This window comes from Uruburuella suis (assembly GCF_022870845.1).
Classification (GTDB): Bacteria; Pseudomonadota; Gammaproteobacteria; order Burkholderiales; family Neisseriaceae; genus Neisseria; species Neisseria suis.
Genome location: NZ_CP091507.1, coordinates 1,617,621 through 1,642,527 on the forward strand (window position 1 = coordinate 1,617,621; position 24,907 = coordinate 1,642,527).

Here is a 24,907-nt window from a genome sequence, read left to right on the forward strand (position 1 = left end):
ATCATGAATACCTTCAATCAATTTTTCTTCGGCATTTTCCCCTATATTGCCTTGAGTATTTTCTTTTTCGGCAGCCTGTTTCGCTTTGACCGCGAGCAGTATTCGTGGAAAAGCGATTCCAGCCAGCTGCTCTACCGCGGCCAGCTGCGCTTGGGCAATATCTTGTTTCACGTCGGCATTTTGATGGTGTTTTTCGGCCATCTGTTCGGCCTGCTCACCCCGGTGTGGTTTTGGGACGCCATCGGCATCAGCCACAGCGCCAAGCAAATGATTGCCATCGTGCTGGGCGGCGTATTCGGCCTGATGGCCATGGCCGGCTTGCTGATTTTGCTCAACCGCCGTTTGAAATCCGACCGCTTGGCCGCCAACGCCACCTGGCGCGACAAATTGGTGCTGATTTGGCTGATTGCCACCTTGGCCTTGGGCTTGCTCACCATTTTTGTGAGCCTCGGCCACCGCGACGGCCACGAAATGGTAAAACTGATGACTTGGGCGCAGCACATTGTCACCTTCCGTGGCGATGCCGCCAGCTACATCGCCGATGTGTCGCCGCTGTTTAAACTGCATATGCTGATGGGCATGGGCTTGTTTGTGATTTTCCCCTTCACCCGCCTGGTGCATGTGTGGAGCGGCTTTGCCAGCGTGAGCTACTTAGGCCGGGCTTGGCAATTGGTCCGCCGCCGCTAAGCCAAGCGTATTTTACTCACAGGCCGTCTGAAAACTTTTCAGACGGCCTGTTTTGTTGATCATACCTATTCGACAAAGTCAGCCTACAAAGCGAAGAGCCAACACAATAAGCTTGTTTTTTTGGATGAGCATCACGCTTTCTGCTACAATGAGCCGCTTTATCCCGCTGTTTTCAGACGGCCTTTTTCCTTTCTCCAAACATCATGAACACAACACCCCGCGCCATTCTTCCACCCGCCATGCTCGGCATACTCGGCGGCGGCCAGCTCGGCCGCATGTTTACCGTGGCCGCCCAAACCATGGGCTACCGCGTTACCGTGCTCGATCCCGACCCGCACGCGCCCGCCGCCGCTTTTGCCGAGCGCCATTTGTGCGCCCCGTTTGACGATGCCGCAGCGCTGGCCGAGCTTGCACAATGCGCCGCCGTTACCACCGAATTTGAAAACGTCAGCGCCGATGCCATGCGCTTTTTGGCCAAACACACCACCGTGTCGCCCAGCGGCGATTGCGTGGCCATCGCCCAAAACCGCATCGAAGAAAAAGCGTGGATACGCAAAGCCGGCCTGCAAACCGCGCCCTATCAAGTGGTGCAAAGCGCGGCCGACATCAGCCAAGCGAGCGCCGGATTTCTGCCCGGTATTTTAAAAACCGCCACGCTGGGCTACGACGGCAAAGGGCAAATCCGCGTGCATTCTCTCGCCCAGCTGCACGAAGCCTTTGTCGCCCACGGCAAGGTGGCCTGCGTGCTCGAAAAAATGGTGGATTTGCGCAGCGAAATTTCTGTGATTGTGTGCCGCCTCGGCAATGAAGAATCGCACACCTTCGACCCGGCTGAAAACATCCACGAAAACGGCATTCTCGCCTATTCCATCGTGCCTGCGCGGCTGCCGCAAACCGTGCTCGGGCAGGCGCGGCAAATGGCGCAGCAGCTGGCCGATGCGCTCGATTATGTGGGCGTGTTGGCGGTGGAATTATTCGTGGTGGGCGATGAGCAAACGCTGGTGGTGAACGAAATCGCCCCGCGGCCGCACAATTCCGGCCACCACACGCTTGATGCCTGCGCCGCCGACCAATTCCAGCAGCAAGTGCGCATCATGTGCGGCCTGCCGCCGGCCGACACCCGCCTGCTCGCCCCCGCCTGCATGGCCAATATTCTCGGCGATGTGTGGCCGGAGCAAGGCGGCGCGCCCGATTGGCTGCCGCTGATGGCCGACACGCGCGCCCACCTGCACCAATACGGCAAACAAAACGCGCGAGCCGGCCGCAAAATGGGCCATTTCACCGTGCTCGCCGACAATGCCGACAGCGCCTTTGCCGCCGCCCAAGCCCTGCACCGCACTCTTTGAGGCAAACCGCACTTTTTGCAGCAGAATGAATGGCTTCTGCCGCAGCAAGCCGATATAATGCTTCAAGCCTGTTTCAGACGGCCTGTGCAGAACAAAGGCCGTCTGAAAACCAACCCCGCTGCCCGAGCACACACCATGAGCCTGATCACCATTTTGCGCGCGGCCACCCCGCACGATTGCGAGCATATCTACAACGCCCACGTTTATTCCGTGCAATACACTTGCGCGCGCAGCTATAACGACCGCATTCTCGCCGCCTGGCGCAGCCTGCTCAGCCCCGAGAGCTATCTCGACACCATTGCCGATGCGCAAAAAGCGCTGTGGGTGGTGGAATACAAAAATCATATTCAGGGCTTTTTCCAGCTTGATTTCAAAGAAGCCCAGCTCGATGCGCTTTATGTGCACCCCTTTGTGCACAACCAAGGCCTGGGCACCGCGCTGCTGCAACGCGCCGAAGAGCTCGCCGCCGAAGCCGGCTTGAGCTTCATCAAGCTCTATGCCTCGCTCAATTCCGTAACCTTCTACCAGCTCAACGGCTACGATTCCCTCGGCGCCGCCGTGCTGCCGCTCAACCGCGAAGTCACCGTGGCCTGCGAATTGATGCGCAAATATCTATAGTGGAATGCAAGAAAAAGTGACACAAAACTACGCACTATAACAGGTAGGTTGGGTTGCCAAACCCAACGTTTCAGACGGCCTGTGGGATTGTTGGGTTTTCAACCCAACCTACCCGTTGCGTCACTTTTTCCCGCATTTCACTATATAAACAAAATATATTTTCTTGCAAGCATCCAAAGGCCGTCTGAAACTTTTTTCAGACGGCCTCTCGATTTCAACTCAATACTTTTTGCGTATAAAAACCGACTCAATCGGTCTTAGACAATACCTTTGCGCGCATATATCGTGTGTTTCCACAAAAACACATTAGATAACAACACGCAAAGGAGCAACCGCATGAGCCGCATTTTGGTGGAAGAAGTGATTGATAAAGCAAAGATTTCGCCGTTTCATTGGCGCATTTTGTTTTGGTGTACGCTGATTATTATTTTCGACGGCTACGATTTGGTGATTTACGGCGTGGTGCTGCCGATTCTGATGCAGCAATGGCAGCTCGATCCGGTCACGGCCGGGGCGCTGGGCAGCACGGCCTTATTCGGCATGATGATAGGCGCGATGCTGCTGGGCACGCTTTCCGACCGCTTCGGGCGCAAGAAAATGATTGTGTTGTGCATTGTGCTCTTCAGCGGCTTTACCGCGCTCAACGGCTTTGCGCAAACGCCGCTGCAATTCGGTGTGATGCGCTTTATTGCCGGGCTGGGCATAGGCGGGGTGATGCCCAATGTGGTGGCGCTGATGAGCGAATATTCGCCCCGCCGCATCCGCAGCACGCTGGTGGCGGTGATGTTTAGCGGTTATGCTATCGGCGGCATGCTCTCGGCGGTGTTGGGCATTTGGATTGTGCCGCAATTCGGCTGGCAGGTGATGTTTTATCTGGCGGTGATTCCGCTCTTGCTGCTGCCGCTGATTTGGACGCAATTGCCCGATTCGGTGGCTTTTTTGGTGCGCCAGGGCAAAATAGCCGAGGCGCGCAAAGTGCTGGCCGCGCTCACTGGCAAGCCCTTGCCCGATGATGCCGAATTGGCGGTGCACCAGCCGCAGAAAACCGAGCAGTCGCTCGCGGCTTTGTTCAGCAACAACCGCGCTTTGAGCACCTTGATGTTTTTTCAGGCGTTTTTTATGTGCCTGCTGATGGTGTATGGTTTGGGCTCGTGGCTGCCCAAGCTGATGACCATGGCGGGCTACGGCTTCGGCTCCAGCTTGATGTTTTTGCTGTTTTTGAATATCGGCGGCATCATCGGCGCGATTGGCGGCGGCTGGCTTTCCGACCGCTTCCACCCGCGCCCGGTGCTGATGCTGTTTTTCACGCTGGCAGCGGTGTCGCTGGCGCTGCTCGGTTTTAAAAGCCATGTGGCGGTGCTTTATTTTCTGGTCACCGTGGCCGGTGCCACCACCATCGGCTCGCAAATTCTGCTTTATGCTTATGTGGCGCAGTTTTACCCCACGGCGATTCGTTCTACCGCTTTGGGCTGGTCTTCCGGCGTGGGGCGCATCGGCGCGATTTTGGGGCCGGTGCTGGGCGGCGCGCTCTTGGCCATGCAGCTTTCGCACCAAATGAACTTTTTGGCCTTTGTGGTGCCCGGCGCGCTGGCGGTGATCGCGATTATGCTGACGGCGGGGCGTAAAGAGGCCGTCTGAAAGAAAATCAATCACATAAGGTTTATCAAGCCCATATCAAAGGCCGTCTGAAACGTTTCAGACGGCCTTTGATATGCCCGATGATGCGCTGTTGTTTACCCGCAATTAAATCTGCTCACGGGTGTAAGCCACCCCCGCTTGGTCGTAAAGGATGTAGATAATATCAAGCAGTTTGCCCAAGTTTTCGGAATGGTCGTGCTGGCGCATGCTCATAATCACGGGTGAAACGGCATTGGCATCGTAGATCGGCATAAAATGAATGTCGTTGCGCAACATGCCGTAAAGGCTTTTGGGCACGATGCTCACGCCCTCACCCGCCGCCACCAGCCCCAGCGCAATTTGCAATTCGCGCACTTCGATAATGCGCTCAGGCTTGAGCGAGCGGTCGGCAAAGATGCTCAACACCTGATCGGCGAAGCTCGGGCGCGGGGTTTGCGGAAATATAATCAGCGGCTCTTCTGCCAAATCAATCAAATTCAGCGCGCCACCGCGCTCGGCAAGCGGGTGGCCCTGCGGCAGCGCCACCACCAGCTTTTCATGGCGCAAAATAATGCGCCGCACCAGTGAATCTTCTATGCGCAAGCGGCCGAAGCCCACATCGATTTTGCCCTCTTTGAGCGCGCTAATTTGCTCACCGGTGCCCATTTCGTGCAGCGTGATGGGGGTGTCGGGATATTGCTGCCGCCAGCGGTAAATGATACGCGGCAGCATGCCGTAGAGCGTGGAAGCCACATAGCCCACGGCCAAATTGTGCTCGATGTGGCTGATGCGCTGCGTCATCGATTTCAAATCGGCGGCTTTGGCCAATAATTGCTGGGCGTGGCCGTAGAAAAACTGCCCCGCTTCGGTGAGCTTGAGCGGACGCGCGCCACGCTCAAACAATTGCACGCCCAATTCTTCTTCAAGCTGCTGAATCTGGCGGCTTAAAGGCGGCTGGGCGATAAACAGCTTTTCAGCGGCGCGGGTAAAGCTCTGCTGCTCGGCCACGGCCACAAAATAGCGCAGATGTCGAAGCTCCATATGATACCTTTTAAGTATTGAGTTGATACCGAATCGGTTTTAGACAGGCTATATCGGCTGTTGTATGGTGTAATCAGCTTGTGAATATACCCAATGGCTATGATTAAGTCTATCAAAACCTTGCACCGCTTTTCTACGCGCACCCCCACACAAGTGGCGGTAAAAAAGCATGCCGCCCTTTGATTTTTCGGTTATCGTGATGCGCAGGCATTTTAAAGAGATAAAGGATAAAGGATATGTCGTTATTAAATGATCAAGCCCTTTGGCAGGGCAAGTTTTTCAACGGGCAATGGCAAGCCGCTTCGCAAAGCAGAGAAGCGGTGGAAGTGGCCACCGGTCAAGTGTTGGGCGCTATCGGCTATGCCGATGGCCGCGATATTGCCGCATCAGCTCAAGCCGCCAAAGCCGCCCAGCGCGATTGGTGGCGGCGGCCTTATCAAGAGCGGCAGGCGGTGATGGAGCGTGCGGCGGATATGATGGTGCAGCATCAGGCGGAAATCATCGACTGGCTGGTGAAAGAAAGCGGCTCGCTGCCGCTGAAAGCGGGCTTTGAATGGCGCGTGTCGCATCAGGTGATGAAACACTGCATCGGCCTGCCGGCGAGTGATCAAGGGGTGTTGCTGCCCACGCAAAACGGCAAATTAAGCATGGCCAGGCGCTTGCCTTTGGGCGTGGTGGGCGTGATTTCACCGTTTAATTTTCCTTTATATCTGGCTTTGCGCAGCGTGGCGCCGGCCTTGGCGCTGGGCAATGCGGTGGTGCTCAAGCCCGATGAGCGCACGGCGGTGTGCAGCGGCTATGTGATCGCCCGCATTTTCGAGCTGGCTGGCCTGCCCGCGGGCTTGCTGCATGTATTGCCGGGTGGTGCTGAAGCGGGCGAAGCGCTCACGCTGGATGAAAATATTGCCAGCATTCAATTTACCGGCTCCACGCAAGTGGGCCGCATGGTGGGCGCCAATGCCGGCAAAACCTTGAAAAAAGTGTCGTTGGAGCTGGGCGGCAAAAATTCGCTGATTATTTTGGACGACGCCGATATCGAGCGGGCGGCGGAAAACATTGTATGGGGCGCGTTTTTGCATTCGGGTCAAATCTGCATGACTTCAGGCAAGATTTTGGTGCAAGAAGCCATTTATGAGCGCCTCAAAGCGCGCGTTACCGAAAAAACCCGCCAATTGGTGGTGGGCAACCCCGCACAAGAAAATGTCACCATCGGCCCCTTGATTGATGAAAAACAATGCCGGCGGGTGGCCGACTTGGTACAGGCTGCGGTGACGCACGGTGCGCGGCTGGAAACCGGCGGCGATGCCCAAGGGGTGTTTTTCCGGCCGGCGGTGCTCTCGGGCGTGTCGAAAAACAATCCTGTGTTTCACGAAGAAATCTTCGGCCCGGTGGCTGTGCTGATTCCTTTTGCCGACGATGCAGAGGCCGTGGAATTGGCCAACGACGGCGATTACGGCTTGTCCGCCGGCATCATCACGGGCAATGTGGGCAGGGGCATGCAGCTGGGGCAGCAGCTCAATGTCGGCCTGTTGCACATCAACGACCAAACGGTAAACGATGAAGTGGTCAACCCCTTTGGCGGCTTCGGCGCTTCAGGCAACGCCACCCGCATCGGCGGGCCTGCCAATGCCGATGAATTCACCCAATGGCAATGGATGACCATCCAGCCCCAAGCGCCTCATTACCCGCTTTGAGCGCCCTGCCCACCTTTCATTTGCCGCCTGATAAGGGGCGGCAAATGCCAAACCCAGGAGAGAAAAAATGAGCCAAACAACACCGCTTCAAAACATCACCGCCGCCGTCACCCCGGGCAAAGGCGCAGATTTTGTGTTGACGCCCCTTAAAATCCGCCGGCCGCAACGGGACGAAGTGTTGGTGAAAATCGTGGCCACCGGCATGTGTCACACCGATTTGATTGTGCGCGACCAATATTACCCCGTGCCCCTGCCTTCCGTACTGGGGCACGAAGGTGCCGGCATTGTGGAAGCCGTGGGCCCCGAAGTGCGGGCTTTGCAGGCGGGCGACCATGTGGTGCTCAGCTACGGGCATTGCGGCATCTGCAAGCAATGTGTATCGGGCAGGCCGGCTTATTGCGCCGAATTTTTCGGACGCAATTTCAGCGGCGCCGATGAGCAAGGCGGCCATGCCGTGTGCAGCCATGATCATTCCGATATGCACGATCACTTTTTTGCCCAATCTTCTTTTGCCAGCTATGCCATCAGCCGCGAAAGCAATGCCGTGAAAGTGGATGCCGGTGCGCCGCTTGAATATCTGGGGCCTTTGGGCTGCGGCATTCAAACCGGCGCAGGTTCGGTGATGAATGTGCTGAAAGTGCCGCCGGCTGCCAGCTTTGCCACTTGGGGCGCCGGAGCGGTGGGCTTGAGCGCTTTGTTGGCCGCCAAATTTTGCGGCGCCGCCACCCTTATCGCCGTGGATATCGATGAATCGCGCTTGGCGCTGGCGCGGGATTTGGGCGCCACCCACACCGTTAACAGCAAAAATGAAGATGCGGTGGCGGCGGTGAAGGCCATCACCCACGGCGGCGTGGATTTTGCGCTGGAATCCACGGGCCGGCCGGAAGTGTTGAAACACGGTGTGGATGCCTTGGGCACATTGGGCAAAATCGCCGTGGTGGGCGCACCGGCCTTGGGCACCACCGCCCAATTTGATGTAAACGATTTATTATTGGGCGGCAAAACCATTGTGGGCGTGGTAGAAGGCAGCAGCGTGCCCAAAGTGTTTATTCCCGAGCTGGTGGATTTGTTTATGCAGGGCAAGTTTCCTTTCGACAAGCTGATTAAATTTTATGATTTCAAAGACATCAATCAAGCCGCCATCGACAGCCAAAAAGGCATTACCTTAAAGCCGGTGATTAAAATCGCGGACAGCCATTCCGATTAATAAATCATCTTTGCATAAACAGAGGCCGTCTGAAACTTTTCAGACGGCCTTTGTTCACCCATTTTATCTTTACACAAGCAAGCCCGCCCAGCAAAGCACAGCACAGCACAGCAAACTTCAGCTTTCCCGCACTCATCCGACACGCCAAACCGCATCTGCTTCCGCCCTCAATCTTTATACCTTTTAAGTATTAAATTTATACCAAATCGGTTTTAGACAGCCTATATCAGCTGTAGTAAGGTGTAATCACTTCTTAAATATACCCAATAGCTATGATTCATTCTATTAAAACCCTGCTACTGGAATTGCCCACCATCAGGCCGCACAAATTGTCTGTCACCACCATGCACACGCAAACTTTGGTGTTGGTGCACATCACTTTTTCAGACGGCATTGAGGGCTGGGGCGAGGCCACCACCATCGGCGGGCTGAATTATGCCGAAGAAAGCCCGGCGGCGATTAAAACCAATATGGACACCTATATCGCACCGCTGCTGCTGCAAAAGCAGCCGGAAAACGCAGCGCAGGCGATGCAGCTTTTGGAAACACACATCAAGGGCAACCGCTTTGCCAAAAGCGCGGTGGAAACGGCGCTGCTCGATGGCGAAGCCAAGCGCCTGGGCGTGCCGCTGAGCGCGCTGCTCGGCGGCGCGCTGCACCAAGCGCTGCCGGTGGCCTGGACTTTGGCCAGCGGCAACACCGAGCGCGATATTGCCGAGGCCGTGCACATGATAGAAGCCGGCCGCCACCGTATTTTCAAGCTGAAAATCGGCTTGTGCGGCGTGGAAGAAGATGTGCGCCATGTGCTGGCGATTAAAAAGGCTTTGGGCGGCAGCATCAGCGTGCGGGTGGATGTGAACCAAGCGTGGACGGAGCTTGAAGCCATGCGCGGCATTGCCCTGCTGCAAGAGGGCGGTATCGACTTAATCGAGCAGCCTGTGGCCGCACACAACCGCAACGCGCTCAAGCGCCTGAGCGATTATTTCAGCGTGGCGCTGATGGCGGATGAAGCCGTGCTGGGGCCGCAAAACGCCTTTGAGCTGGCCGCCGGCCATTATGCCGATGTGTTTGCCGTGAAAATCAATCAGGCCGGCGGCTTGCGCAATGCCGCATTGGTGGGGCAAATGGCCGCGCTGGCCGGCATCGGTTTATACGGCGGCACCATGCTCGAAGGCGCCATCGGCACGCTGGCTTCGGCGCATGTGTTCAGCACTTATCCCGAGCTCGCATTCGGCACCGAATTGTTCGGCCCCTTGCTGCTCACCGAAGAGATTATGGCCGAGCCTCTGCCCTATCGCAATTTCATGCTGCATCTGCCGCAAAAACCGGGCTTGGGCATTGAAGTGGATAAAGAAAAAGTTTACCGCTTGAGCAAAACCTGAGCCGCCACCACAACATTATTCTGCCAAGGAACACATCATGTTATTTCACGTAAGAATGGATGTACACATTCCCAAAGACATTCCGTCTGAAACCGCCGAGCGCATCAAGGCCGATGAAAAAGCCTATTTCCAAAGCTTGCAGCAAAGCGGCAAATGGCGGCACATCTGGCGCGTGGCCGGCCAATATTCCAACATCAGTATTTTCGATGTGGAAAGCAACGAAGAATTGCATCAGCTTTTGATGTCGCTGCCGCTCTTTCCCTACATGCACATCGAAGTGATGGCGCTTTGCCGCCACCCTTCATCGCTGCATGCGGATGATCGTTAAACCTTTCCCCACCCTTTCAGACGGCCTGAACACACGCTCAGGCATGTGAAAACCCGTGCTGCGTTTGCGCTGCACAGCTTTGCCACACCCTAAAAATCTACAAACCGCCCAGGAGAAACACCATGAACCACCAGCAAATCGACCAATTGGTTAAAACCTTCAACATCGACACCGCCAAAGGCCAAGTCAACCCGCGCGTGCAGGAAATCACCGTACGCCTGGTGGCCGATCTTTTCAAAGCCATCGAAGATCTCGACATGAGCCCGCACGAAGTGTGGAAAGGTATGGAATTTCTGATTGACGCGGCCAAAGCCAACGAAATCGGCCTCTTTGCCGCCGGGCTCGGCCTTGAGCGCTTTGTCGACATCCGCGCCGACGAAGCCGAAGAAAAAGCCGGCCTCTCAGGCGGCACGCCGCGCACCATCGAAGGCCCGCTGTATGTTTACGGTGCGCCCGAAAGCACCGGCTTTGCCCGCATGGACGACGGCGCCGAATCGGCACACGCCAAGCCGATGATTCTGGAAGGCACGGTTTACGATGCCGAAGGCCGCCCCGTGCCCCATGCCAAAGTGGAAGTGTGGCACGCCAACACCTTGGGCAATTATTCGTTTTTCGACAAAAGCCAGAGCGATTTCAACCACCACCGCACCATCATCACCGATGAAAAAGGCCGCTACAAAGCCCAATCCATCGTGCCCAACGGCTACGGCTGCCCGCCCGAGGGCTACACCCAAGCCTTGCTGAACCTGCTCGGCCGCCACGGCCGCCGCCCCGCACACGTGCATTATTTCGTTACCGCGCCGGGCCAGCGCAAGCTCACCACCCAAATCAATATCGACGGCGACGAATATCTGTGGGACGACTTCGCTTTCGCCAGCCGTGAAGGCCTGGTGCCGCCGGTGCAGGAAGTAAACGACGAAGCCGCGATTGCCGCGCAAGGTTTGGATAAACCTTATGCGCACATCGTGTTCGACATCCACCTGCTGCCCGAAACCGAGGGCGTGTTTGAAGCCGAAAACGAGCGCCGCCGCGCGGCCGCCGCCTGAGCGCAGCCCGAAGCATTCAGACGGCCTCACCAATCAATCCAGGCCGTCTGAAACCCCTTTTAAGGAGCACACCATGATTCCCATCCACACTGAAAAAAAGCGCCTCGACGACTTTTTAATCGAAAACCACGAAACCGGCGATTACCGCCTGCACCGCAGCGCCTTCACCGATGAAGAATTGTTTGAGCTGGAAATGAAACACATTTTCGAGGGCAACTGGATTTATCTGGCGCACGAAAGCCAGATTCCCAACATCAACGATTACTACACCACCCACATCGGCCGCCAGCCGATTGTGATTGCCCGCAACCGTCAGGGTGAGCTGAACGCGTTTATCAACGCCTGCACCCACCGCGGCGCGCAATTGTGCCGCTTCAAAAAAGGCAACAAAGCCACCTACACCTGCCCGTTTCACGGCTGGACCTTCAACAACAGCGGCAAACTTTTGAAAGTGAAAGACCCCGACGAAGCCGGCTACCCCGAATGCTTCAACAAAGAAGGCTCGCACGATTTGAAAAAAGTGGCGCGCTTTGAAAACTACCGCGGCTTTCTCTTCGGCAGCATCAACCCCGATGTGGCGCCTTTGAGCGAATTCTTAGGCGAAGCGGCCAAAATCATCGACATGATTGTGGACCAATCCGCCGACGGGCTGGAAGTGTTGCGCGGCTCCTCCACTTATACCTTCAACGGCAACTGGAAGCTGCAAGCCGAAAACGGCGCCGACGGCTACCACGTTTCCGCCGTGCACTGGAATTACGCCGCCACCACGCAGCACCGCAAAGAAGTGCAGGCCGCCGACAACATCCGCGCCATGAGCGCCGGCAGCTGGGCCAAACAAGGCGGCGGATTTTATTCGTTTGAAAACGGCCACATGCTGTTGTGGACCAACTGGGCCAACCCCGAAGACCGTCCCAATTGGGACAAACGCGAAGCCTATGCCGAGCAATTCGGCCAAGCCACCGCCGATTGGATGGTGCAGCGCTCGCGCAATTTATGCCTTTATCCGAATGTGTATCTGATGGATCAATTCGGCTCGCAAATCCGCCTGCTGCGCCCGCTCTCGGTAGACAAAACCGAAGTGACGATTTACTGCATCGCCCCCAAAGGCGAATCCGACGAAGCACGCGCCCACCGCATCCGCCAATACGAAGATTTCTTCAACGTGAGCGGCATGGCCACGCCCGATGATTTGGAAGAATTCCGCTCCTGCCAAGAAGGCTACAACGGCATCGCGCTGGAATGGAACGATATGTGCCGCGGCGCCACCCACTGGATCGAAGGTGCCGACCAAGCCGCCGCCGACATCGGCCTCAAGCCGCTGCTCTCGGGCGTGAAAACCGAAGACGAAGGCCTCTACACCGTGCAACACCGCTACTGGCTGCAAGAAATGAAAAAAGCCGTGGCCGACCAAGGAGCAGAAAAATGAGCCGCATCGAACAAATCAGCCAGTTCCTCTACCGCGAAGCCCGCTATCTCGACGACAAACAATGGGAAAAATGGCTGGCCTGCTACCACCCGCAAGCCTCTTTCTGGATGCCGAGCTGGGACGACGATGGTTCGCTCGTCACCGACCCGCAGCGCGAAATTTCACTGATTTATTATCCCGACCGCCAAGGCTTGGAAGATCGTGTGTTCCGCATCGAAACCGAACGCTCCAGCGCCACCATTCCCGACACCCGCACCTCGCACAACATCAGCAATGTCGAGATTCTGGCCGAAGAAGGCGCGAAGCTCACCGTGCGTTTCAACTGGCTCACCTTCAGCTTCCGCTACCACACCACGCACACCTATTACGGCTGCTCGGAATACGATTTGGATGTGTCGGGCAACGAGCCGCTGATTACGCGCAAATATGTGGTGCTGAAAAACGATTACATCAACCAACCGATTGATGTGTATCACGTTTGAGGCCGTCTGAAAGAGATGCGTAGGTACGATTAGCGCAGCGTAATCGTACGCATGCAAAAGGCCGTCTGAAAGGATGCGTAGGTTCGATTAGCACAGCATAATCGCACGCATGCAAAAGGCCGTCTGAAAGGGTGCGTAGATACGATTAACACAGCGTAATCGTACGCATGCAAAAGGCCGTCTGAATGTTTTGCGAATAATTTCATACCGGCCACTGAAAAAAGCAAACCTCACGGCTTGCGAGCCACCGCAACAACACAACAAAAACCTTGCAGACAAGCATCACAAAGCCGTCTGAAACACAAAAACAAAGGAGAAGCCCAATGGAACACACCATCGCCCTGCAATTCGAAGACGGCGTTACCCGCTTTATCGGCTGCCGCAGCGGAGAAACCGTGGCCGATGCGGCCTACCGCCAAAAATTCAATATCCCGCTCGACTGCCGCGACGGCGCTTGCGGCACCTGCCGCAGCTTTTGTGAATCGGGCAGCTTCGATATGCCCGAGAGCGGCTACATCGAAGACGCGCTCACGCCCGAAGAAGCTGCCGAAGGTTTTGTGCTCACCTGCCAGATGAAGCCCACTTCCGATTGCGTGCTGCGCATCGCTTCTTCATCGGAAGCGGCCAAAACCGGCGTGGCCGTGTATGAGGGCGAATTGGTGGAATTGGCGCAGCTTTCCGAATCCACCATCGCCTTCGGCATCAAAACATCCGCGCCGGAAGAATTGGTGTTTCTGCCCGGCCAATATGTCAACGTAAGCCTGCCGAGCACGGAAGAAACCCGCTCTTATTCGTTCAGCTCGCCGCCGATGGCCGACATTGCCCGCTTTGTGGTGCGCAACGTGCCCGGCGGCAAAATGAGCAGCCATTTGAGCAGCGCGGCCAAAGTGGGCGACAAAATGCAGTTTGCCGGCCCTTACGGCAGCTTTTACCTGCGCCCCGTGATCCGCCCCGCCCTGTTTCTGGCCGGCGGCACCGGCATCGCGCCTTTTCTTTCCATGCTCGACAGCCTGGCCGTGTCGGGCTGCCATTATCCGGTGAACCTGGTGTTTGGCGTCACCAACGATTTCGATTTGGTGGCGCTGGAAAAGCTCGATGAAATACAGGCGCACCACCCGTGGTTTCACTACACCACCTGTGTGGTGAGCGAGGCGAGCGCGCACCCGAAAAAAGGCTATGTTACCCAGCATATCGAGCCCGAGTGGCTCAACGATGGCGATGTGGATGTTTATCTCTGCGGGCCGGTGGCAATGGTGGAAGCCGTGCGCGGCTGGCTCGAGCAATCGGGCATTGCGCCGAAAAGCTTTCATTTTGAAAAATTTTCCGCCAGCGAGCAGAAATAGGAGCCCTTATGAATCCGCGTTTTAACAACAAAATCTGCATTGTCACCGGCGCAGCACAAGGCATCGGCCAAGGTGTGGCGCTGGCGCTGGCGGCAGAAGGCGGCACCGTGGTGCTGGCCGACCGCAGCGAATTTGTGCACCACACCGCCGAGGCCATCCGCAGCGCCGGCGGCAAATGCCTCACCGTGATGGCCGATCTAGAAACCTTTGCCGGTGCGCAAAGCGTGGTGGATGCAGCGGTGGCCGAGTTCGGACGCGTGGATGTGGCCGTGCACAATGTGGGCGGCACCATCTGGGCCAAGCCTTATCAGGAATACGCCGAAGCCGAAATCGAAGCCGAAGTGCGCCGCTCGCTCTTTCCCACGCTGTGGAGCTGCCGCGCCGTGCTGCCGACGATGATTGCCCAACAAAGCGGCAGCATTGTGAATATTTCTTCGATTGCCACCCGCAGCATCCATCGCATTCCCTACGCCGCCGCCAAAGGCGGGGTAAACGCCATGAGCATGAGCTTGGCGATGGAGCACGCTTCAGACGGCATCCGCGTCAATGCCGTGGCCACCGGCGGCACCGAGGCACCGCCGCGCAAAGTGCCGCGCAACCCCCAACCCTTGAGCGCGCAAGAGCAGGCTTGGTATCAGGCGATTATTGACCAAACCGTCGAATCCAGCCTGATGAAGCGCTATGGCAGCATCGAAGAGCAAGTGCGGGCGATTTTGTTTCTGGCATCGGATGAAGCGAGCTACATCACCGGCACCGTGCTGCCCGTGGGCGGCGGCGATGTGGGCATGGGATAAGGCCGTCTGAACGATTTCTGCTTAATGCGTAGGGACGATTAGCGCAGCGTAATCGTACGCATGCGAAAGGCCGTCTGAAGGTTTAAAGAGCATGATTCATGCGGATGATTTCATGCTAAATGCCCACGATTTAACCCACTTTGCAACCCAGCACAAGGAAGCTGCCATGCTGAAAGACTTTTCCCTTTCCGCCCTTACCGCCGGTTTTCTGGCGGTGCTGATTTCCTATGCCGGGCCGATGGTGTTGATGTTTCAGGCAGCCTCGGCGGCGCAGATTTCCACCGAGATGATGATCACTTGGGTGTGGGCGGTTTCCATCGGCGCGGCGGTGTCGGGCATTGTGCTCAGCACGCTTTTGAAAGTGCCGGTGATCACCGCTTGGTCGGCGCCGGGCAGCGCGCTGCTGATCACGCTTTTTCCCGCGCTGAGCCTGGGCGAAATGGCCGGCGCTTATCTCACCGCCGCCGCGGTGATGCTTGCCATCGGCTGGCTGGGCTATTTCGATAAACTGATGGCCTTTATTCCAAAAGGCGTGGCCGCCGGCATGATGGCGGGCATTTTGTTTCAGTTTGGCACACATGCATTTGGCGCAGTAGCCGAGATGCCTTTTTTGCTGTTTGCCATGCTTTTGGCTTATCTCACCGCCAAAAAATGGCTGCCGCGCTACACCGTGGTGCTGGTGTTTGCCATCGGCCTGCTGCTCACGGCGCTGGGCGGCCACTTGGATTTCAGCCGCGTGGCGCTGAGCATCACCCGCCCGGTGTGGATTGCGCCGGAATGGACGCTCTCTTCCACCTTAAGCCTCGCGCTGCCGCTGATTATGGTGAGCCTCACCGGCCAATTTCTGCCCGGCATGGCGGTGTTGCGGCTGGCGGGCTACACCACGCCGGCCAAGCCGATTATGACCATTACCGGCATTGCTTCGCTGGCGGTGGCCTGCTTCGGCGGCATCAGCATTGTGTTGGCGGCCATCACCGCTTCGCTGTGCACCGGCAAAGATGCCCATGCCGATCCGGCCAAACGCTATATCGCCGGCATCAGCAACGGCGTGTTTTACCTTATCGGCGGCCTTTTTGCCGGCGCGATCGTGACCTTGTTCACCGTGCTGCCCAAAGCCTTGATTGCCATTTTGGCCGGGCTCGCGCTGATCGGAGCCATCGGCAGCAATCTGGCCGCAGCGATGGAAGACACAAATCACCGCGAAGCGGCGGTGATCACTTTTCTCGCCACCGCCTCCGGCATGACACTTTGGGGCTTGGGCGCGGCTTTTTGGGGCGTGGTGATCGGGCTTTTGGGGGCATGGCTGCTCAAGCCCAAAACACAACCCACGCTTTCAGACGGCCACACACATCAAAAATAAAGGAGCAAACCATGATAGACAAAACCGCCTTATCCCTGCATGAAGCGGTGGCGCAAATCCACGACGGCGCCACCGTGATGATCGGCGGCTTCGGCACCGCCGGCCAGCCGGCCGAGCTGATAGACGCACTGATTGAGCACGGCGCCAAAGGGCTGACCATTGTCAACAACAATGCCGGCAACGGCGACATCGGCCTAGCCGCTTTGCTCAAAGCCGGCCAAGTGGAAAAAATGATTTGCTCGTTTCCACGCCAGAGCGATTCTTATGTGTTTGACGAACTTTACCGCGCCGGCAAAGTGGCGCTGGAATTGGTGCCGCAAGGCAATCTGGCCTGCCGCATCCAGGCCGCAGGCGCGGGGCTGGGCGCGGTGTTCACCCCCACCGGCTACGGCACGCTTTTGGCCGAGGGCAAAGAAACGCGCGAAATTAACGGCCGCCAATATGTGCTCGAATACCCGATTCATGCCGATTTCGCCCTGATTAAAGCCTATCAGGGCGACCGCTGGGGCAACCTGGTTTACCGCAAAACCGCGCGCAATTTCGGCCCCATTATGGCCGCCGCCGCCCAAACCACCATCGCGCAAGTGAAAGAAATCGTGGCCTTGGGCGATTTAAACCCCGAGCACATCATCACCCCCGGCATTTTCGTGCAACACGTTGCGGCCGTCTGAAAGGAGCCTTGCCATGAATTACCAAGCCAGAAGCCGCGCCGAAATCGCCCGCCGCGTGGCGCAAGATATCCGCGAAGGCATGTATGTCAACCTCGGCATCGGCCTGCCCACCAAAATCGCCGATTATCTGCCTGCCGATGCGGAAATCTTCCTACACAGCGAAAACGGCCTGCTCGGCATGGGCCCCGCCCCGAGCGAGCGCGAGCGCGACAGCGAGCTGATTAATGCCGGCAAAGAATACGTTACCCTGATTAAAGGCGGCAGCTTTTTCCACCACGGCGACTCATTTGCCATGATGCGCGGCGGCCACATCGATTTGTGCGTGCTCGGCGCTTTCCAAGTGGCGGCCAACGGCGATTTGGCCAACTGGCACACCGGCGCAGCCGATGCCATCCCCGCCGTGGGCGGCGCAATGGATTTGGCCGTGGGCGCCAAAGAAGTGTATGTAACCATGGAGCACACCACCAAAACCGGCGCACCCAAAATCGTGGAAACCTGCCGCTACCCGCTCACCGGCATGGCCTGCGTCAACCGCATCTACACCGATTTGGCCGTGATCGACATCACGCCGCAGGGCTTGCTCGTGCGCGAAATGGTGGAAGGATTAGATTTAGCCGAGTTGCAAAACCATACTGAAGCCAAGTTGCAAGACGGCCGCTGATGCCTTGAGGCCGTCTGAACGCTTTTCAGTTTGCAGTGCGTAGGTACGATTAGCGCAGCGTAATCGTACGCATGGATGCGAACGCGCTCCGGGCTTGTCGGGATAGAGCGCATTCCGGCCGGATTACATGCGTACGGTTACGGCCTGCGGCCTAACCGTACCTACGGGTTTTGCGAGTGCACGCGAAGCCTGTCTGAAACACAAAACAAACACCATGCCGTCTGAAAACCTATTCAGACGGCCTACCGACACCAAGGAAAAACCCATGAGCCAAGCCTATATTATCGATGCCGTGCGCACTCCTTTCGGCCGCTACGGCGGCAGCCTCGCCGGCGTGCGTGCCGACGATTTGGCCGCCGTGCCGATGGCCGCCCTGATGGCGCGCCACCCCCATCTCAATCCCGCCGCGCTCGATGATGTGCTATACGGCTGCGCCAACCAAGCCGGTGAAGACAACCGCAACGTGGCGCGCATGGCCGCGCTTTTGGCCGGCCTGCCCGAGAGCGTGGGCGGTGTCACGCTCAACCGCTTGTGCGGCTCCGGCCTCGATGCCGTGGGCACTGCCGCGCGTGCCATCAAAGCGGGCGAGCAGCATTTGCTGATTGCCGGCGGCGTGGAGAGCATGAGCCGCGCGCCTTTCGTGATGGGCAAGGCCGACAGCGCTTTTTCGCGCAGCCAAATCCTTGAAGACACCACCATGGGCTGGCGCTTCGTCAACCCCAAAATGCAGGCCGCCTACGGCGTGGAAAGCATGCCGCAAACCGCCGAAAACGTGGCCACCGAATGCAACATCAGCCGCGCCGACCAAGATCAATTTGCGCTCGCCAGCCAACAAAAAGCCGCGCGCGCGCAAGCGGCAGGCATATTTGCCGAAGAAATCGTGCCCGTGTCTGTTCCCCAACGCAAAGGCGATGCCTTGCTGGTGAGTGCCGATGAGCATCTGCGCCCGCACACCACGCTCGAAGCGCTCGCCAAACTCAAGCCCGTTACCCGCGCCGATGGCAGCATCACCGCCGGCAACGCCTCGGGCATCAACGATGGCGCTTGCGCCTTGCTGATCGCTTCCGAAACCGCCGTGCAGCAACACAGCCTTGCCCCCAAAGCCCGCATTGTCGGCATGGCTGTGGCCGGGCTGGCACCGCGCATTATGGGCTACGGCCCCGTGGCGGCGGTGCAAAAAGTGCTCGCGCAAACCGGCCTCACGCTGGCGCAAATGGATGTGATCGAATTAAACGAAGCCTTCGCCGCCCAAGCGCTGGCGGTAATGCGCGCGCTGGGCTTGCCCGACGATGCCGCCCACGTCAACCCCAACGGCGGCGCGATTGCACTGGGCCACCCGCTGGGCGCATCGGGCGCGCGCCTGGCCGCCACCGCGCTCTACCAATTGCAGCGCAGCGGCGGGCGCTATGCCTTATGCAGCATGTGCATAGGCGTGGGGCAAGGCATTGCGCTGATTATCGAGCGCGTGTCTTGATATTGAATACAAACAGGCCGTCTGAAACTGAAAGCGTTCAGACGGCCGCAAAACCCAAAAAAAGGAACACACCATGTGGATCAACACCCACGATAAAAACCGCCTCTATGCCCAATCATTCGGCGATGAGCAAGCACCTGCCCTGATTTTCTGCAATTCGCTGGGCACCGACCACACCATGTGGCAGCCACAAATCGATGCCTTGGCCGCCGATTACCGCATGATTGCCTACGACACGCGCGGGCACGGCCGCTCAAGCGCCGAGGGCAGCGGCTGGACGCTGGCCGATTTGGGCAAAGACGTGATCAGCGTGCTCGACGGCTTCGGCATCGAAAGCGCACAATTTTGCGGCATTTCCATGGGCGGGCTCACCGGCTTGTGGCTGGCCATTCATCGCGCCGAACGCTTCAGCCGCCTCACCGTGAGCAACACCGCCGCCAAAATCGGCAATGCCGCCGCTTGGCAAGTGCGCGCAGAAATCGTGCGCAGCGAAGGCATGGGCAGCATTGCCGATTCCGCCGCCTCGCGCTGGTTTACCCCCGCCTTTTGCGAGCGCCGCCCCAGCATCGTGGCGCGCCTCACCGACACCCTGCGCCACAGCCACGCCGAGGGCTATGCCAAATGCTGCGACGTGCTCGCCACCGCCGATGTGCGCGCGCTGGTGCATCAAGCCGATGTCGATGTGCAAGTGATCGGCGGCAAACACGATGCCGTCACCACCGTGGCCGATGCGCAATGGCTGGCGCAAAACCTGCCCCGCGCCTCGCTGGCCGTGTTACCCAGCGCGCACATCGCCAATATCGAGGCGACCGCCGAATTCAACCGCCTGCTGCGCCCGGCTTGAGCCGGAAAAGCCGGTTTTCGCACCCCACCCGATGCCGGCCGGGTAGATTTAAATTGAACTTTTTACTCTAAACCCTTTCAGACAACACATGCATGCCGCCAACCGGCGCTTGCCGCAGGCCGCATTATCCGGCTGGGCGCACTAGGGCGTCCTGACAATTACTTGTCATAAAAATAATCAGATAAAAGAAAGGCAGATAAGTTAAAATTTTTGTCGCCAAACAAAACATACTTATCTGCCATGCCTCGAACACTACTCAAAGATGAATACTGGTCAAAGCTGTTAGACATTCTGCTCGATTTAGGCGTTTACCACAAGAAAAATCTGCGCCTCAAAATAGAAGGCATACTTTACCGCATCAGAACCGGCATACCGTGGGAAGACATCCCGCCGTTTTTCGGTAAAGGCAATTCCCTGTTGCGCCTCTTCCATAGATGGTCGGAGAAAGGGATTTTTCAAAGCATACTCAATGCCTTGACCGAATTCCCCGATATGGAATGGGTATTTATTGACGGCAGCTATGTCAAAGTCCACCAACATGCAGCGGCAACTGTTGGAGAGGCAGCCGCTGTCGGCCACAGCCGTGGTGGCAATAGCACTAAAATTCATTTGGCTGTCGATGCCTGTGGAAACCCTGTAGGTTTCAAGGTCACATCGGGAACGGTTAATGACATTACTGCGGCACCGGAATTGCTGGATAGCGTAGATTTATCCTCAACCGAAGTGCTGACTGCCGACAAAGGTTATGACTCTGACGCTTTCAGGCAGTTGCTTGCCGATATGGGCATCAGGCCGAATATTCCTTATAAAAAAGACAGGGAGCGTCTGAATGTGTGTATGGATTGGTATTTGTATAAAGCGAGGCATTTGGTAGAGAATGCCTTTGAAAAATTGAAACATTTTCGTGCGGTTGCCACCCGTTACGATCGTTTGAAAAGGCATTATGAAAGCGTAGTTGCTTTAGCTTGTATTATGCTATGGCTGCCTTTATGACAAGTAATTGTCAGGACGCCCTAGGGGCTGTTCACAATTCATCCGCGAGTAAAATTTTGAGCGCAAAAGCGTGGCTGCAAGGCGAAAAGCACAGCAAGGTTGAACACCTTGCGAGCATTTTCAACGCAGCAGGCGTGTTTTTGAGCCAAAAGATTGCCACGAGATGAATTGTGAACAGACCCTAAGCGCCGCCGCTGCGGGCATGTTGTTTTTTAAACTTTGAACTGAAGAGGATTTACCATGAAAAAATTTGCCGCTTTAATCTCCGTTGCCGTTTTGTCTGCCGCTGCCATGGCCGCGCCGGCCCACCAGATTAAAGAACAAGTGGTGGTGGTTGAAACCGCCTCCGCCCCGGTCGGCACCGCGTCTGCCCCTGTTGCGGATGCCTCCGCCGCCACCGTGTCTGCCCCGGTAGCCCGCTAAGGCCGCTCTGCCCCACACAAAAGGCCGTCTGAAACCATTCAGACGGCCTTTTGCTTTATGTCAACATACCCGGCTCTTGCACCTGCCGAGGTCTGTACAAAAGCGCGGCGGGCATGCACAATCAATGCTATGTAATCAATCTGCTTTCGATTAAGCCGCACCGCATTTTGCTGAATGAAAGTTATCGATAAGGAGCTCATCATGAATAAAGTTGCCCTTTGTTTGGTTTCCCTTTCTCTATTGGCAGTAGCCGCCCCCGTGCAGGCGTCGCCCACCGCGCATCAAGCATTTGAAATCGCACCGGTGGCATTGGCCGAACAAGGCCTGCTCATAGCCGCCGGCAACAACAGCCGCTTTTCATTCTGGCCCAAGCGCGACACCCCCAAAGACCGCCGCTCGATGAGCCAGAAAATGGCCGACAAAATGGAGCACAGCCGCCGCGTGAAAGAAAGCAAAAAGCAGCGCCGCGAGCAAGAGCGGCGGGCAAAAGAGGAAAAAAACGCCAACCGGCAGCCGGCAGACGATAAAGACAAACCGGCAGGCTGATGCCCCAAACGAATCAGGTCGTCTGAAATTTTTCTTTCAGACGGCCTGAGAAGTTTGGCGTACCTTTGAGCATTGCTTAGCCGTAGGTCGGATGCTCGAATCCGACATTTGGCCGTCAGGCCAAAAGCATCACCGGTTTCGTTGTTCTAAAAATAAATGTCAGATTCCGGCATCCCCCACATAGTGCAAACACATCGCGCCGGCAAATGAACCAAGCCGTTTGAAGTTTTTCTTTCAAGCGGCCTGATTCGTTTGGCGAACCTTTGGGCATCGGTTAGAATAAGCCCATCTTTTCAGACGGCCTCAGAAAAAAAGGCCGTCTGAAACCTGTTTACTCCCATTCAAGAGAGCCCTATGAGCCAATACGTTTATTCCATGCTGCGCGTGAGCAAAGTGGTGCCGCCGCAAAAAACCATCATTAAAGACATTTCCCTATCTTTTTTCCCCGGCGCCAAAATCGGCCTGCTGGGCCTGAACGGCGCGGGCAAATCCACCGTGTTGCGCATTATGGCGGGCGTGGACAAAGAATTTGAAGGCGAAGCGATTCCGATGAGCGGCATCAACATCGGCTATCTGCCGCAAGAGCCCGAGCTCGACCCCGAAAAAACCGTGCGTGAAGAGGTGGAAAGCGGTTTGGGCGAAGTGGCCGCCGCACAAAAACGGCTGGAAGAAGTGTATGCGCTGTATGCCGAGCCGGATGCCGATTTTGATGCGCTGGCCGAGGAACAAGGCAAACTCGAAGCGATTATCGCGGCCGGTTCGAGCACCGGCGGCGGTGCCGAGCATGAGCTGGAAATTGCTGCCGATGCGCTGCGCCTGCCCGATTGGGATGCCAAAATCGGCAATCTTTCCGGCGGTGAAAAACGCCGCGTGGCCTTGTGCAAACTGCTGCTCTCCAAGCCCGATATGCTGCTGCTCGATGAGCCGACCAACCACTTGGATGCCGAATCGGTGGAATGGTTGGAGCAGTTTTTGGTGCGTTTCCCCGGCACCGTGGTGGCGGTAACGCATGACCGCTATTTTCTCGACAATGCTGCCGAATGGATTTTAGAACTCGACCGCGGCCACGGTATTCCGTGGAAAGGCAATTATTCTTCTTGGTTGGAGCAAAAAGAAGCCCGTTTGGCGCAAGAATCGAAATCTGAAGCCGCCCGCATCAAAGCCATGAAGCAGGAGTTGGAATGGGTGCGCCAAAACGCCAAAGGCCGCCAAGCCAAATCGAAAGCCCGTTTGGCGCGTTTTGAAGAAATGAGCAACTACGAATACCAAAAACGCAACGAAACCCAAGAAATTTTTATTCCTGTGGCCGAGCGTTTGGGCAACGAAGTGATTGAGTTTACCAATGTGAGCAAAGCCTTTGGCGACAAGCTCTTGATTGACGACTTGAGCTTCAAAGTGCCCGCCGGTGCGATTGTGGGCATTATCGGCCCCAACGGCGCGGGCAAATCCACGCTGTTTAAAATGATTTCCGGCAAAGAGCAGCCTGATTCCGGCGAAGTGAGCATCGGCCAAACCGTGAAAATGTCGCTCATCGACCAAACCCGCGAAGGCTTGGGCAACGATAAAACCGTGTTCGACGAAATCGCCGAAGGCCGCGATATTTTGCAAGTGGGTCAATTCGAAATTCCCGCCCGCGCTTATTTGGGGCGTTTCAACTTTAAAGGCGCCGATCAAGGCAAAATCGTGGGCAAGCTCTCCGGCGGCGAACGCGGCCGCCTGCATTTGGCCAAAACCCTGCTCGCCGGCGGCAACGTGCTGCTGCTCGATGAGCCTTCCAACGATTTAGACGTAGAAACCCTGCGTGCGCTGGAAGACGCACTGCTCGAGTTTGCCGGCAGCGTGATGGTGATTTCGCACGATCGCTGGTTCCTCGACCGCATCGCCACCCACATATTGGCAGCGGAAGGCGACTCAAAATGGGTGTTCTTCGACGGCAACTATCAAGAATACGAAGCCGACAAAAAACGCCGCTTGGGTGAAGAAGGTGCGAAGCCGAAGCGGATTCGCTATAAGCCGGTAACGCGTTAATTTGTATCAAAGAAAAGGCCGTCTGAAAACTTTTCAGACGGCCTTTTCTTTCAAGCCGAGTTTTATCGCTCACGCCATAAGGCTTATTTGCCCAATGCGCCCAGCACTTGTGCTTTCACGGCATCCACCGGCTGCGTGCCGTCTACTTTGATGTATTGCGGCGCATGTTCGCCTTCGAGTTTGCTGTAGAAATCCACCAGCACTTCGGTTTGCTCGTGGTAAACCGCCAGGCGTTTTTGCACCACTTCTTCTTTATCGTCGTCGCGCTGAATCAAATCTTCGCCGCTGATGTCGTCTTTGCCTTCCGCTTTGGGCGGGTTGTGGGTGATGTGGTAGGTGCGGCCTGAGGGCAGGTGCACGCGGCGGCCGCTCATGCGGCTCACAATCACGCTGTCGGGTACATCGATTTCCACCACGGCATCTAAATCCACGCCCGCTTCCACCATCGCTTCGGCCTGCGCCAGCGTGCGCGGAAAGCCGTCAAACAAAAAGCCGTTGGCGCAATCGGCTTGGGCAATGCGCTCTTTCACCATGCCGATGATAATGTCGTCGCGCACCAAGCCGCCTTCATCGATGATTTTTTTGGCTTCCAAGCCCAGCGGCGTGCCGGCCTTAATTGCGGCGCGCAGCATATCGCCGGTGGAAATCTGCGGAATATTGAAGGCGGCGGTGATAAATTGCGCCTGCGTGCCTTTGCCTGCGCCCGGAGCGCCGAGCAGTAATGCTTTCATTGGGGTTCCTTTGTGTTTGATACCAATCCAAAAAAACAACCTAACTTCGTTGCCTCGCCTTACCGTACTATAGTGGAATGCATAAAAAAAGTGACACAACGGGTAGGTTGGGTTGAAAATCCAACAAGCCCACAGGCCGTCTGAAACCTTGGGTTTATCAACCCA

24 protein-coding genes are annotated in these 24,907 nt (G+C 56.7%); 22 read left to right on the forward strand and 2 right to left on the reverse strand.

Translation table 11 applies throughout. The features are described 5' to 3' along the window. Window positions 1–3 precede the first annotated feature (3 nt). The 4 genes from narI (at window position 4) to LVJ78_RS07315 (ending at window position 4,289) form a co-directional block, all read left to right on the forward strand. The gene (gene narI, locus LVJ78_RS07300; protein ID WP_132952980.1) at window positions 4–687 is read left to right on the forward strand and encodes a respiratory nitrate reductase subunit gamma; all 684 of its coding nucleotides are present in this window, start codon (window positions 4–6) and stop codon (window positions 685–687) included. 203 nt (window positions 688–890) lie between these two features. Further along, window positions 891–2,033: a 5-(carboxyamino)imidazole ribonucleotide synthase gene (locus LVJ78_RS07305; RefSeq protein WP_132952978.1), complete on the forward strand. Its 1,143-nt coding sequence runs from the start codon at window positions 891–893 to the stop codon at window positions 2,031–2,033. Window positions 2,034–2,168: 135 nt separating this feature from the next. Further along, the gene (locus tag LVJ78_RS07310) at window positions 2,169–2,651 is read left to right on the forward strand and encodes a GNAT family N-acetyltransferase (protein WP_132953128.1); all 483 of its coding nucleotides are present in this window, start codon (window positions 2,169–2,171) and stop codon (window positions 2,649–2,651) included. Between the two features lie 336 nt (window positions 2,652–2,987). Beyond that, the gene (locus LVJ78_RS07315; protein WP_132952976.1) at window positions 2,988–4,289 is read left to right on the forward strand and encodes an MFS transporter; all 1,302 of its coding nucleotides are present in this window, start codon (window positions 2,988–2,990) and stop codon (window positions 4,287–4,289) included. 105 nt (window positions 4,290–4,394) lie between these two features. On the opposite strand, the gene LVJ78_RS07320 is transcribed toward LVJ78_RS07315, so the two are convergent. Next, the gene (locus LVJ78_RS07320; protein WP_132952974.1) at window positions 4,395–5,309 is read right to left on the reverse strand and encodes a LysR family transcriptional regulator; all 915 of its coding nucleotides are present in this window, start codon (window positions 5,307–5,309) and stop codon (window positions 4,395–4,397) included. A 236-nt stretch (window positions 5,310–5,545) separates the two neighbouring features. Here LVJ78_RS07320 and LVJ78_RS07325 point away from each other — a divergent pair, with 236 nt between their 5' ends. The 18 genes from LVJ78_RS07325 (at window position 5,546) to ettA (ending at window position 24,011) form a co-directional block, all read left to right on the forward strand. Further along, a complete protein-coding gene (locus tag LVJ78_RS07325; RefSeq protein WP_132952972.1) occupies window positions 5,546–7,003 on the forward strand; it encodes a benzaldehyde dehydrogenase in 1,458 nt (485 codons plus the stop codon). 67 nt (window positions 7,004–7,070) lie between these two features. Beyond that, window positions 7,071–8,210, forward strand: a complete 1,140-nt coding sequence (locus LVJ78_RS07330) for an NAD(P)-dependent alcohol dehydrogenase (RefSeq protein WP_132952970.1) — start codon at window positions 7,071–7,073, stop codon at window positions 8,208–8,210. Window positions 8,211–8,482: 272 nt separating this feature from the next. Next, on the forward strand, window positions 8,483–9,592 hold the full coding sequence (locus LVJ78_RS07335) for a muconate/chloromuconate family cycloisomerase (RefSeq protein ID WP_132952968.1): 1,110 nt from the start codon (window positions 8,483–8,485) through the stop codon (window positions 9,590–9,592). Window positions 9,593–9,629: 37 nt separating this feature from the next. After that, entirely contained in the window at window positions 9,630–9,920 is a 291-nt protein-coding gene (catC, locus tag LVJ78_RS07340) for a muconolactone Delta-isomerase (protein ID WP_132952966.1), read from the forward strand. 122 nt (window positions 9,921–10,042) lie between these two features. Further along, a complete protein-coding gene (gene catA / locus LVJ78_RS07345; RefSeq protein WP_132952964.1) occupies window positions 10,043–10,966 on the forward strand; it encodes a catechol 1,2-dioxygenase in 924 nt (307 codons plus the stop codon). Further along, complete coding sequence (gene benA, locus LVJ78_RS07350; protein ID WP_279387850.1) at window positions 10,926–12,392, forward strand: benzoate 1,2-dioxygenase large subunit; 1,467 nt, start codon at window positions 10,926–10,928, stop codon at window positions 12,390–12,392. The genes catA and benA overlap by 41 nt, the downstream gene beginning before the upstream one ends. Continuing rightward, a complete protein-coding gene (gene benB, locus LVJ78_RS07355) occupies window positions 12,389–12,874 on the forward strand; it encodes a benzoate 1,2-dioxygenase small subunit (protein WP_132952962.1) in 486 nt (161 codons plus the stop codon). Before benA ends, benB begins: the two co-directional genes overlap by 4 nt. Before the next feature lie 323 nt (window positions 12,875–13,197). Next, a complete protein-coding gene (gene benC / locus LVJ78_RS07360; RefSeq protein WP_132952960.1) occupies window positions 13,198–14,217 on the forward strand; it encodes a benzoate 1,2-dioxygenase electron transfer component BenC in 1,020 nt (339 codons plus the stop codon). An 8-nt stretch (window positions 14,218–14,225) separates the two neighbouring features. Next, on the forward strand, window positions 14,226–15,011 hold the full coding sequence (locus tag LVJ78_RS07365) for a 1,6-dihydroxycyclohexa-2,4-diene-1-carboxylate dehydrogenase (protein WP_132952959.1): 786 nt from the start codon (window positions 14,226–14,228) through the stop codon (window positions 15,009–15,011). 166 nt (window positions 15,012–15,177) lie between these two features. Next, window positions 15,178–16,371, forward strand: coding sequence for a benzoate/H(+) symporter BenE family transporter (locus LVJ78_RS07370; RefSeq protein WP_132952957.1), 1,194 nt, complete (start codon window positions 15,178–15,180; stop codon window positions 16,369–16,371). An 11-nt stretch (window positions 16,372–16,382) separates the two neighbouring features. After that, the gene (locus tag LVJ78_RS07375; RefSeq protein WP_132952955.1) at window positions 16,383–17,042 is read left to right on the forward strand and encodes a 3-oxoacid CoA-transferase subunit A; all 660 of its coding nucleotides are present in this window, start codon (window positions 16,383–16,385) and stop codon (window positions 17,040–17,042) included. A 13-nt stretch (window positions 17,043–17,055) separates the two neighbouring features. Continuing rightward, a complete protein-coding gene (locus LVJ78_RS07380) occupies window positions 17,056–17,703 on the forward strand; it encodes a 3-oxoacid CoA-transferase subunit B (protein ID WP_132952953.1) in 648 nt (215 codons plus the stop codon). Between the two features lie 265 nt (window positions 17,704–17,968). After that, entirely contained in the window at window positions 17,969–19,177 is a 1,209-nt protein-coding gene (pcaF, locus tag LVJ78_RS07385) for a 3-oxoadipyl-CoA thiolase (RefSeq protein ID WP_132952951.1), read from the forward strand. A 73-nt stretch (window positions 19,178–19,250) separates the two neighbouring features. Beyond that, complete coding sequence (gene pcaD / locus LVJ78_RS07390; RefSeq protein WP_132952949.1) at window positions 19,251–20,021, forward strand: 3-oxoadipate enol-lactonase; 771 nt, start codon at window positions 19,251–19,253, stop codon at window positions 20,019–20,021. 240 nt (window positions 20,022–20,261) lie between these two features. Then, entirely contained in the window at window positions 20,262–21,014 is a 753-nt protein-coding gene (locus tag LVJ78_RS07395; RefSeq protein WP_244802563.1) for an IS5 family transposase, read from the forward strand. Window positions 21,015–21,254: 240 nt separating this feature from the next. After that, entirely contained in the window at window positions 21,255–21,437 is a 183-nt protein-coding gene (locus LVJ78_RS07400; protein ID WP_132954260.1) for a hypothetical protein, read from the forward strand. Between the two features lie 201 nt (window positions 21,438–21,638). Further along, on the forward strand, window positions 21,639–21,983 hold the full coding sequence (locus LVJ78_RS07405) for a hypothetical protein (RefSeq protein ID WP_132954259.1): 345 nt from the start codon (window positions 21,639–21,641) through the stop codon (window positions 21,981–21,983). A gap of 354 nt (window positions 21,984–22,337) precedes the next feature. Continuing rightward, window positions 22,338–24,011, forward strand: coding sequence for an energy-dependent translational throttle protein EttA (gene ettA, locus LVJ78_RS07410; RefSeq protein ID WP_132954258.1), 1,674 nt, complete (start codon window positions 22,338–22,340; stop codon window positions 24,009–24,011). A gap of 83 nt (window positions 24,012–24,094) precedes the next feature. On the opposite strand, the gene adk is transcribed toward ettA, so the two are convergent. Then, window positions 24,095–24,742 carry an adenylate kinase gene (gene adk / locus LVJ78_RS07415; RefSeq protein WP_132954257.1) on the reverse strand — a complete coding sequence of 216 codons (648 nt, stop codon included), beginning with the start codon at window positions 24,740–24,742 and terminating at the stop codon, window positions 24,095–24,097. Window positions 24,743–24,907: the final 165 nt, after the last annotated feature.

Excerpts from the sequence above, each read along its gene's own strand:
- narI (WP_132952980.1), top strand. The coding sequence starts at position 4 with ATGAATACCTTCAATCAATTTTTCTTCGGCATTTTCCCCTATATTGCC.
- LVJ78_RS07305 (WP_132952978.1), top strand. The coding sequence starts at position 891 with ATGAACACAACACCCCGCGCCATTCTTCCACCCGCCATGCTCGGCATA.
- LVJ78_RS07310 (WP_132953128.1), top strand. The coding sequence starts at position 2,169 with ATGAGCCTGATCACCATTTTGCGCGCGGCCACCCCGCACGATTGCGAG.
- LVJ78_RS07315 (WP_132952976.1), top strand. The coding sequence starts at position 2,988 with ATGAGCCGCATTTTGGTGGAAGAAGTGATTGATAAAGCAAAGATTTCG.
- LVJ78_RS07320 (WP_132952974.1), bottom strand. The coding sequence starts at position 5,309 with ATGGAGCTTCGACATCTGCGCTATTTTGTGGCCGTGGCCGAGCAGCAG.
- LVJ78_RS07325 (WP_132952972.1), top strand. The coding sequence starts at position 5,546 with ATGTCGTTATTAAATGATCAAGCCCTTTGGCAGGGCAAGTTTTTCAAC.
- LVJ78_RS07330 (WP_132952970.1), top strand. The coding sequence starts at position 7,071 with ATGAGCCAAACAACACCGCTTCAAAACATCACCGCCGCCGTCACCCCG.
- LVJ78_RS07335 (WP_132952968.1), top strand. The coding sequence starts at position 8,483 with ATGATTCATTCTATTAAAACCCTGCTACTGGAATTGCCCACCATCAGG.
- catC (WP_132952966.1), top strand. The coding sequence starts at position 9,630 with ATGTTATTTCACGTAAGAATGGATGTACACATTCCCAAAGACATTCCG.
- catA (WP_132952964.1), top strand. The coding sequence starts at position 10,043 with ATGAACCACCAGCAAATCGACCAATTGGTTAAAACCTTCAACATCGAC.
- benB (WP_132952962.1), top strand. The coding sequence starts at position 12,389 with ATGAGCCGCATCGAACAAATCAGCCAGTTCCTCTACCGCGAAGCCCGC.
- benC (WP_132952960.1), top strand. The coding sequence starts at position 13,198 with ATGGAACACACCATCGCCCTGCAATTCGAAGACGGCGTTACCCGCTTT.
- LVJ78_RS07365 (WP_132952959.1), top strand. The coding sequence starts at position 14,226 with ATGAATCCGCGTTTTAACAACAAAATCTGCATTGTCACCGGCGCAGCA.
- LVJ78_RS07370 (WP_132952957.1), top strand. The coding sequence starts at position 15,178 with ATGCTGAAAGACTTTTCCCTTTCCGCCCTTACCGCCGGTTTTCTGGCG.
- LVJ78_RS07375 (WP_132952955.1), top strand. The coding sequence starts at position 16,383 with ATGATAGACAAAACCGCCTTATCCCTGCATGAAGCGGTGGCGCAAATC.
- LVJ78_RS07380 (WP_132952953.1), top strand. The coding sequence starts at position 17,056 with ATGAATTACCAAGCCAGAAGCCGCGCCGAAATCGCCCGCCGCGTGGCG.
- pcaF (WP_132952951.1), top strand. The coding sequence starts at position 17,969 with ATGAGCCAAGCCTATATTATCGATGCCGTGCGCACTCCTTTCGGCCGC.
- pcaD (WP_132952949.1), top strand. The coding sequence starts at position 19,251 with ATGTGGATCAACACCCACGATAAAAACCGCCTCTATGCCCAATCATTC.
- LVJ78_RS07395 (WP_244802563.1), top strand. The coding sequence starts at position 20,262 with ATGCCTCGAACACTACTCAAAGATGAATACTGGTCAAAGCTGTTAGAC.
- LVJ78_RS07400 (WP_132954260.1), top strand. The coding sequence starts at position 21,255 with ATGAAAAAATTTGCCGCTTTAATCTCCGTTGCCGTTTTGTCTGCCGCT.
- LVJ78_RS07405 (WP_132954259.1), top strand. The coding sequence starts at position 21,639 with ATGAATAAAGTTGCCCTTTGTTTGGTTTCCCTTTCTCTATTGGCAGTA.
- ettA (WP_132954258.1), top strand. The coding sequence starts at position 22,338 with ATGAGCCAATACGTTTATTCCATGCTGCGCGTGAGCAAAGTGGTGCCG.
- adk (WP_132954257.1), bottom strand. The coding sequence starts at position 24,742 with ATGAAAGCATTACTGCTCGGCGCTCCGGGCGCAGGCAAAGGCACGCAG.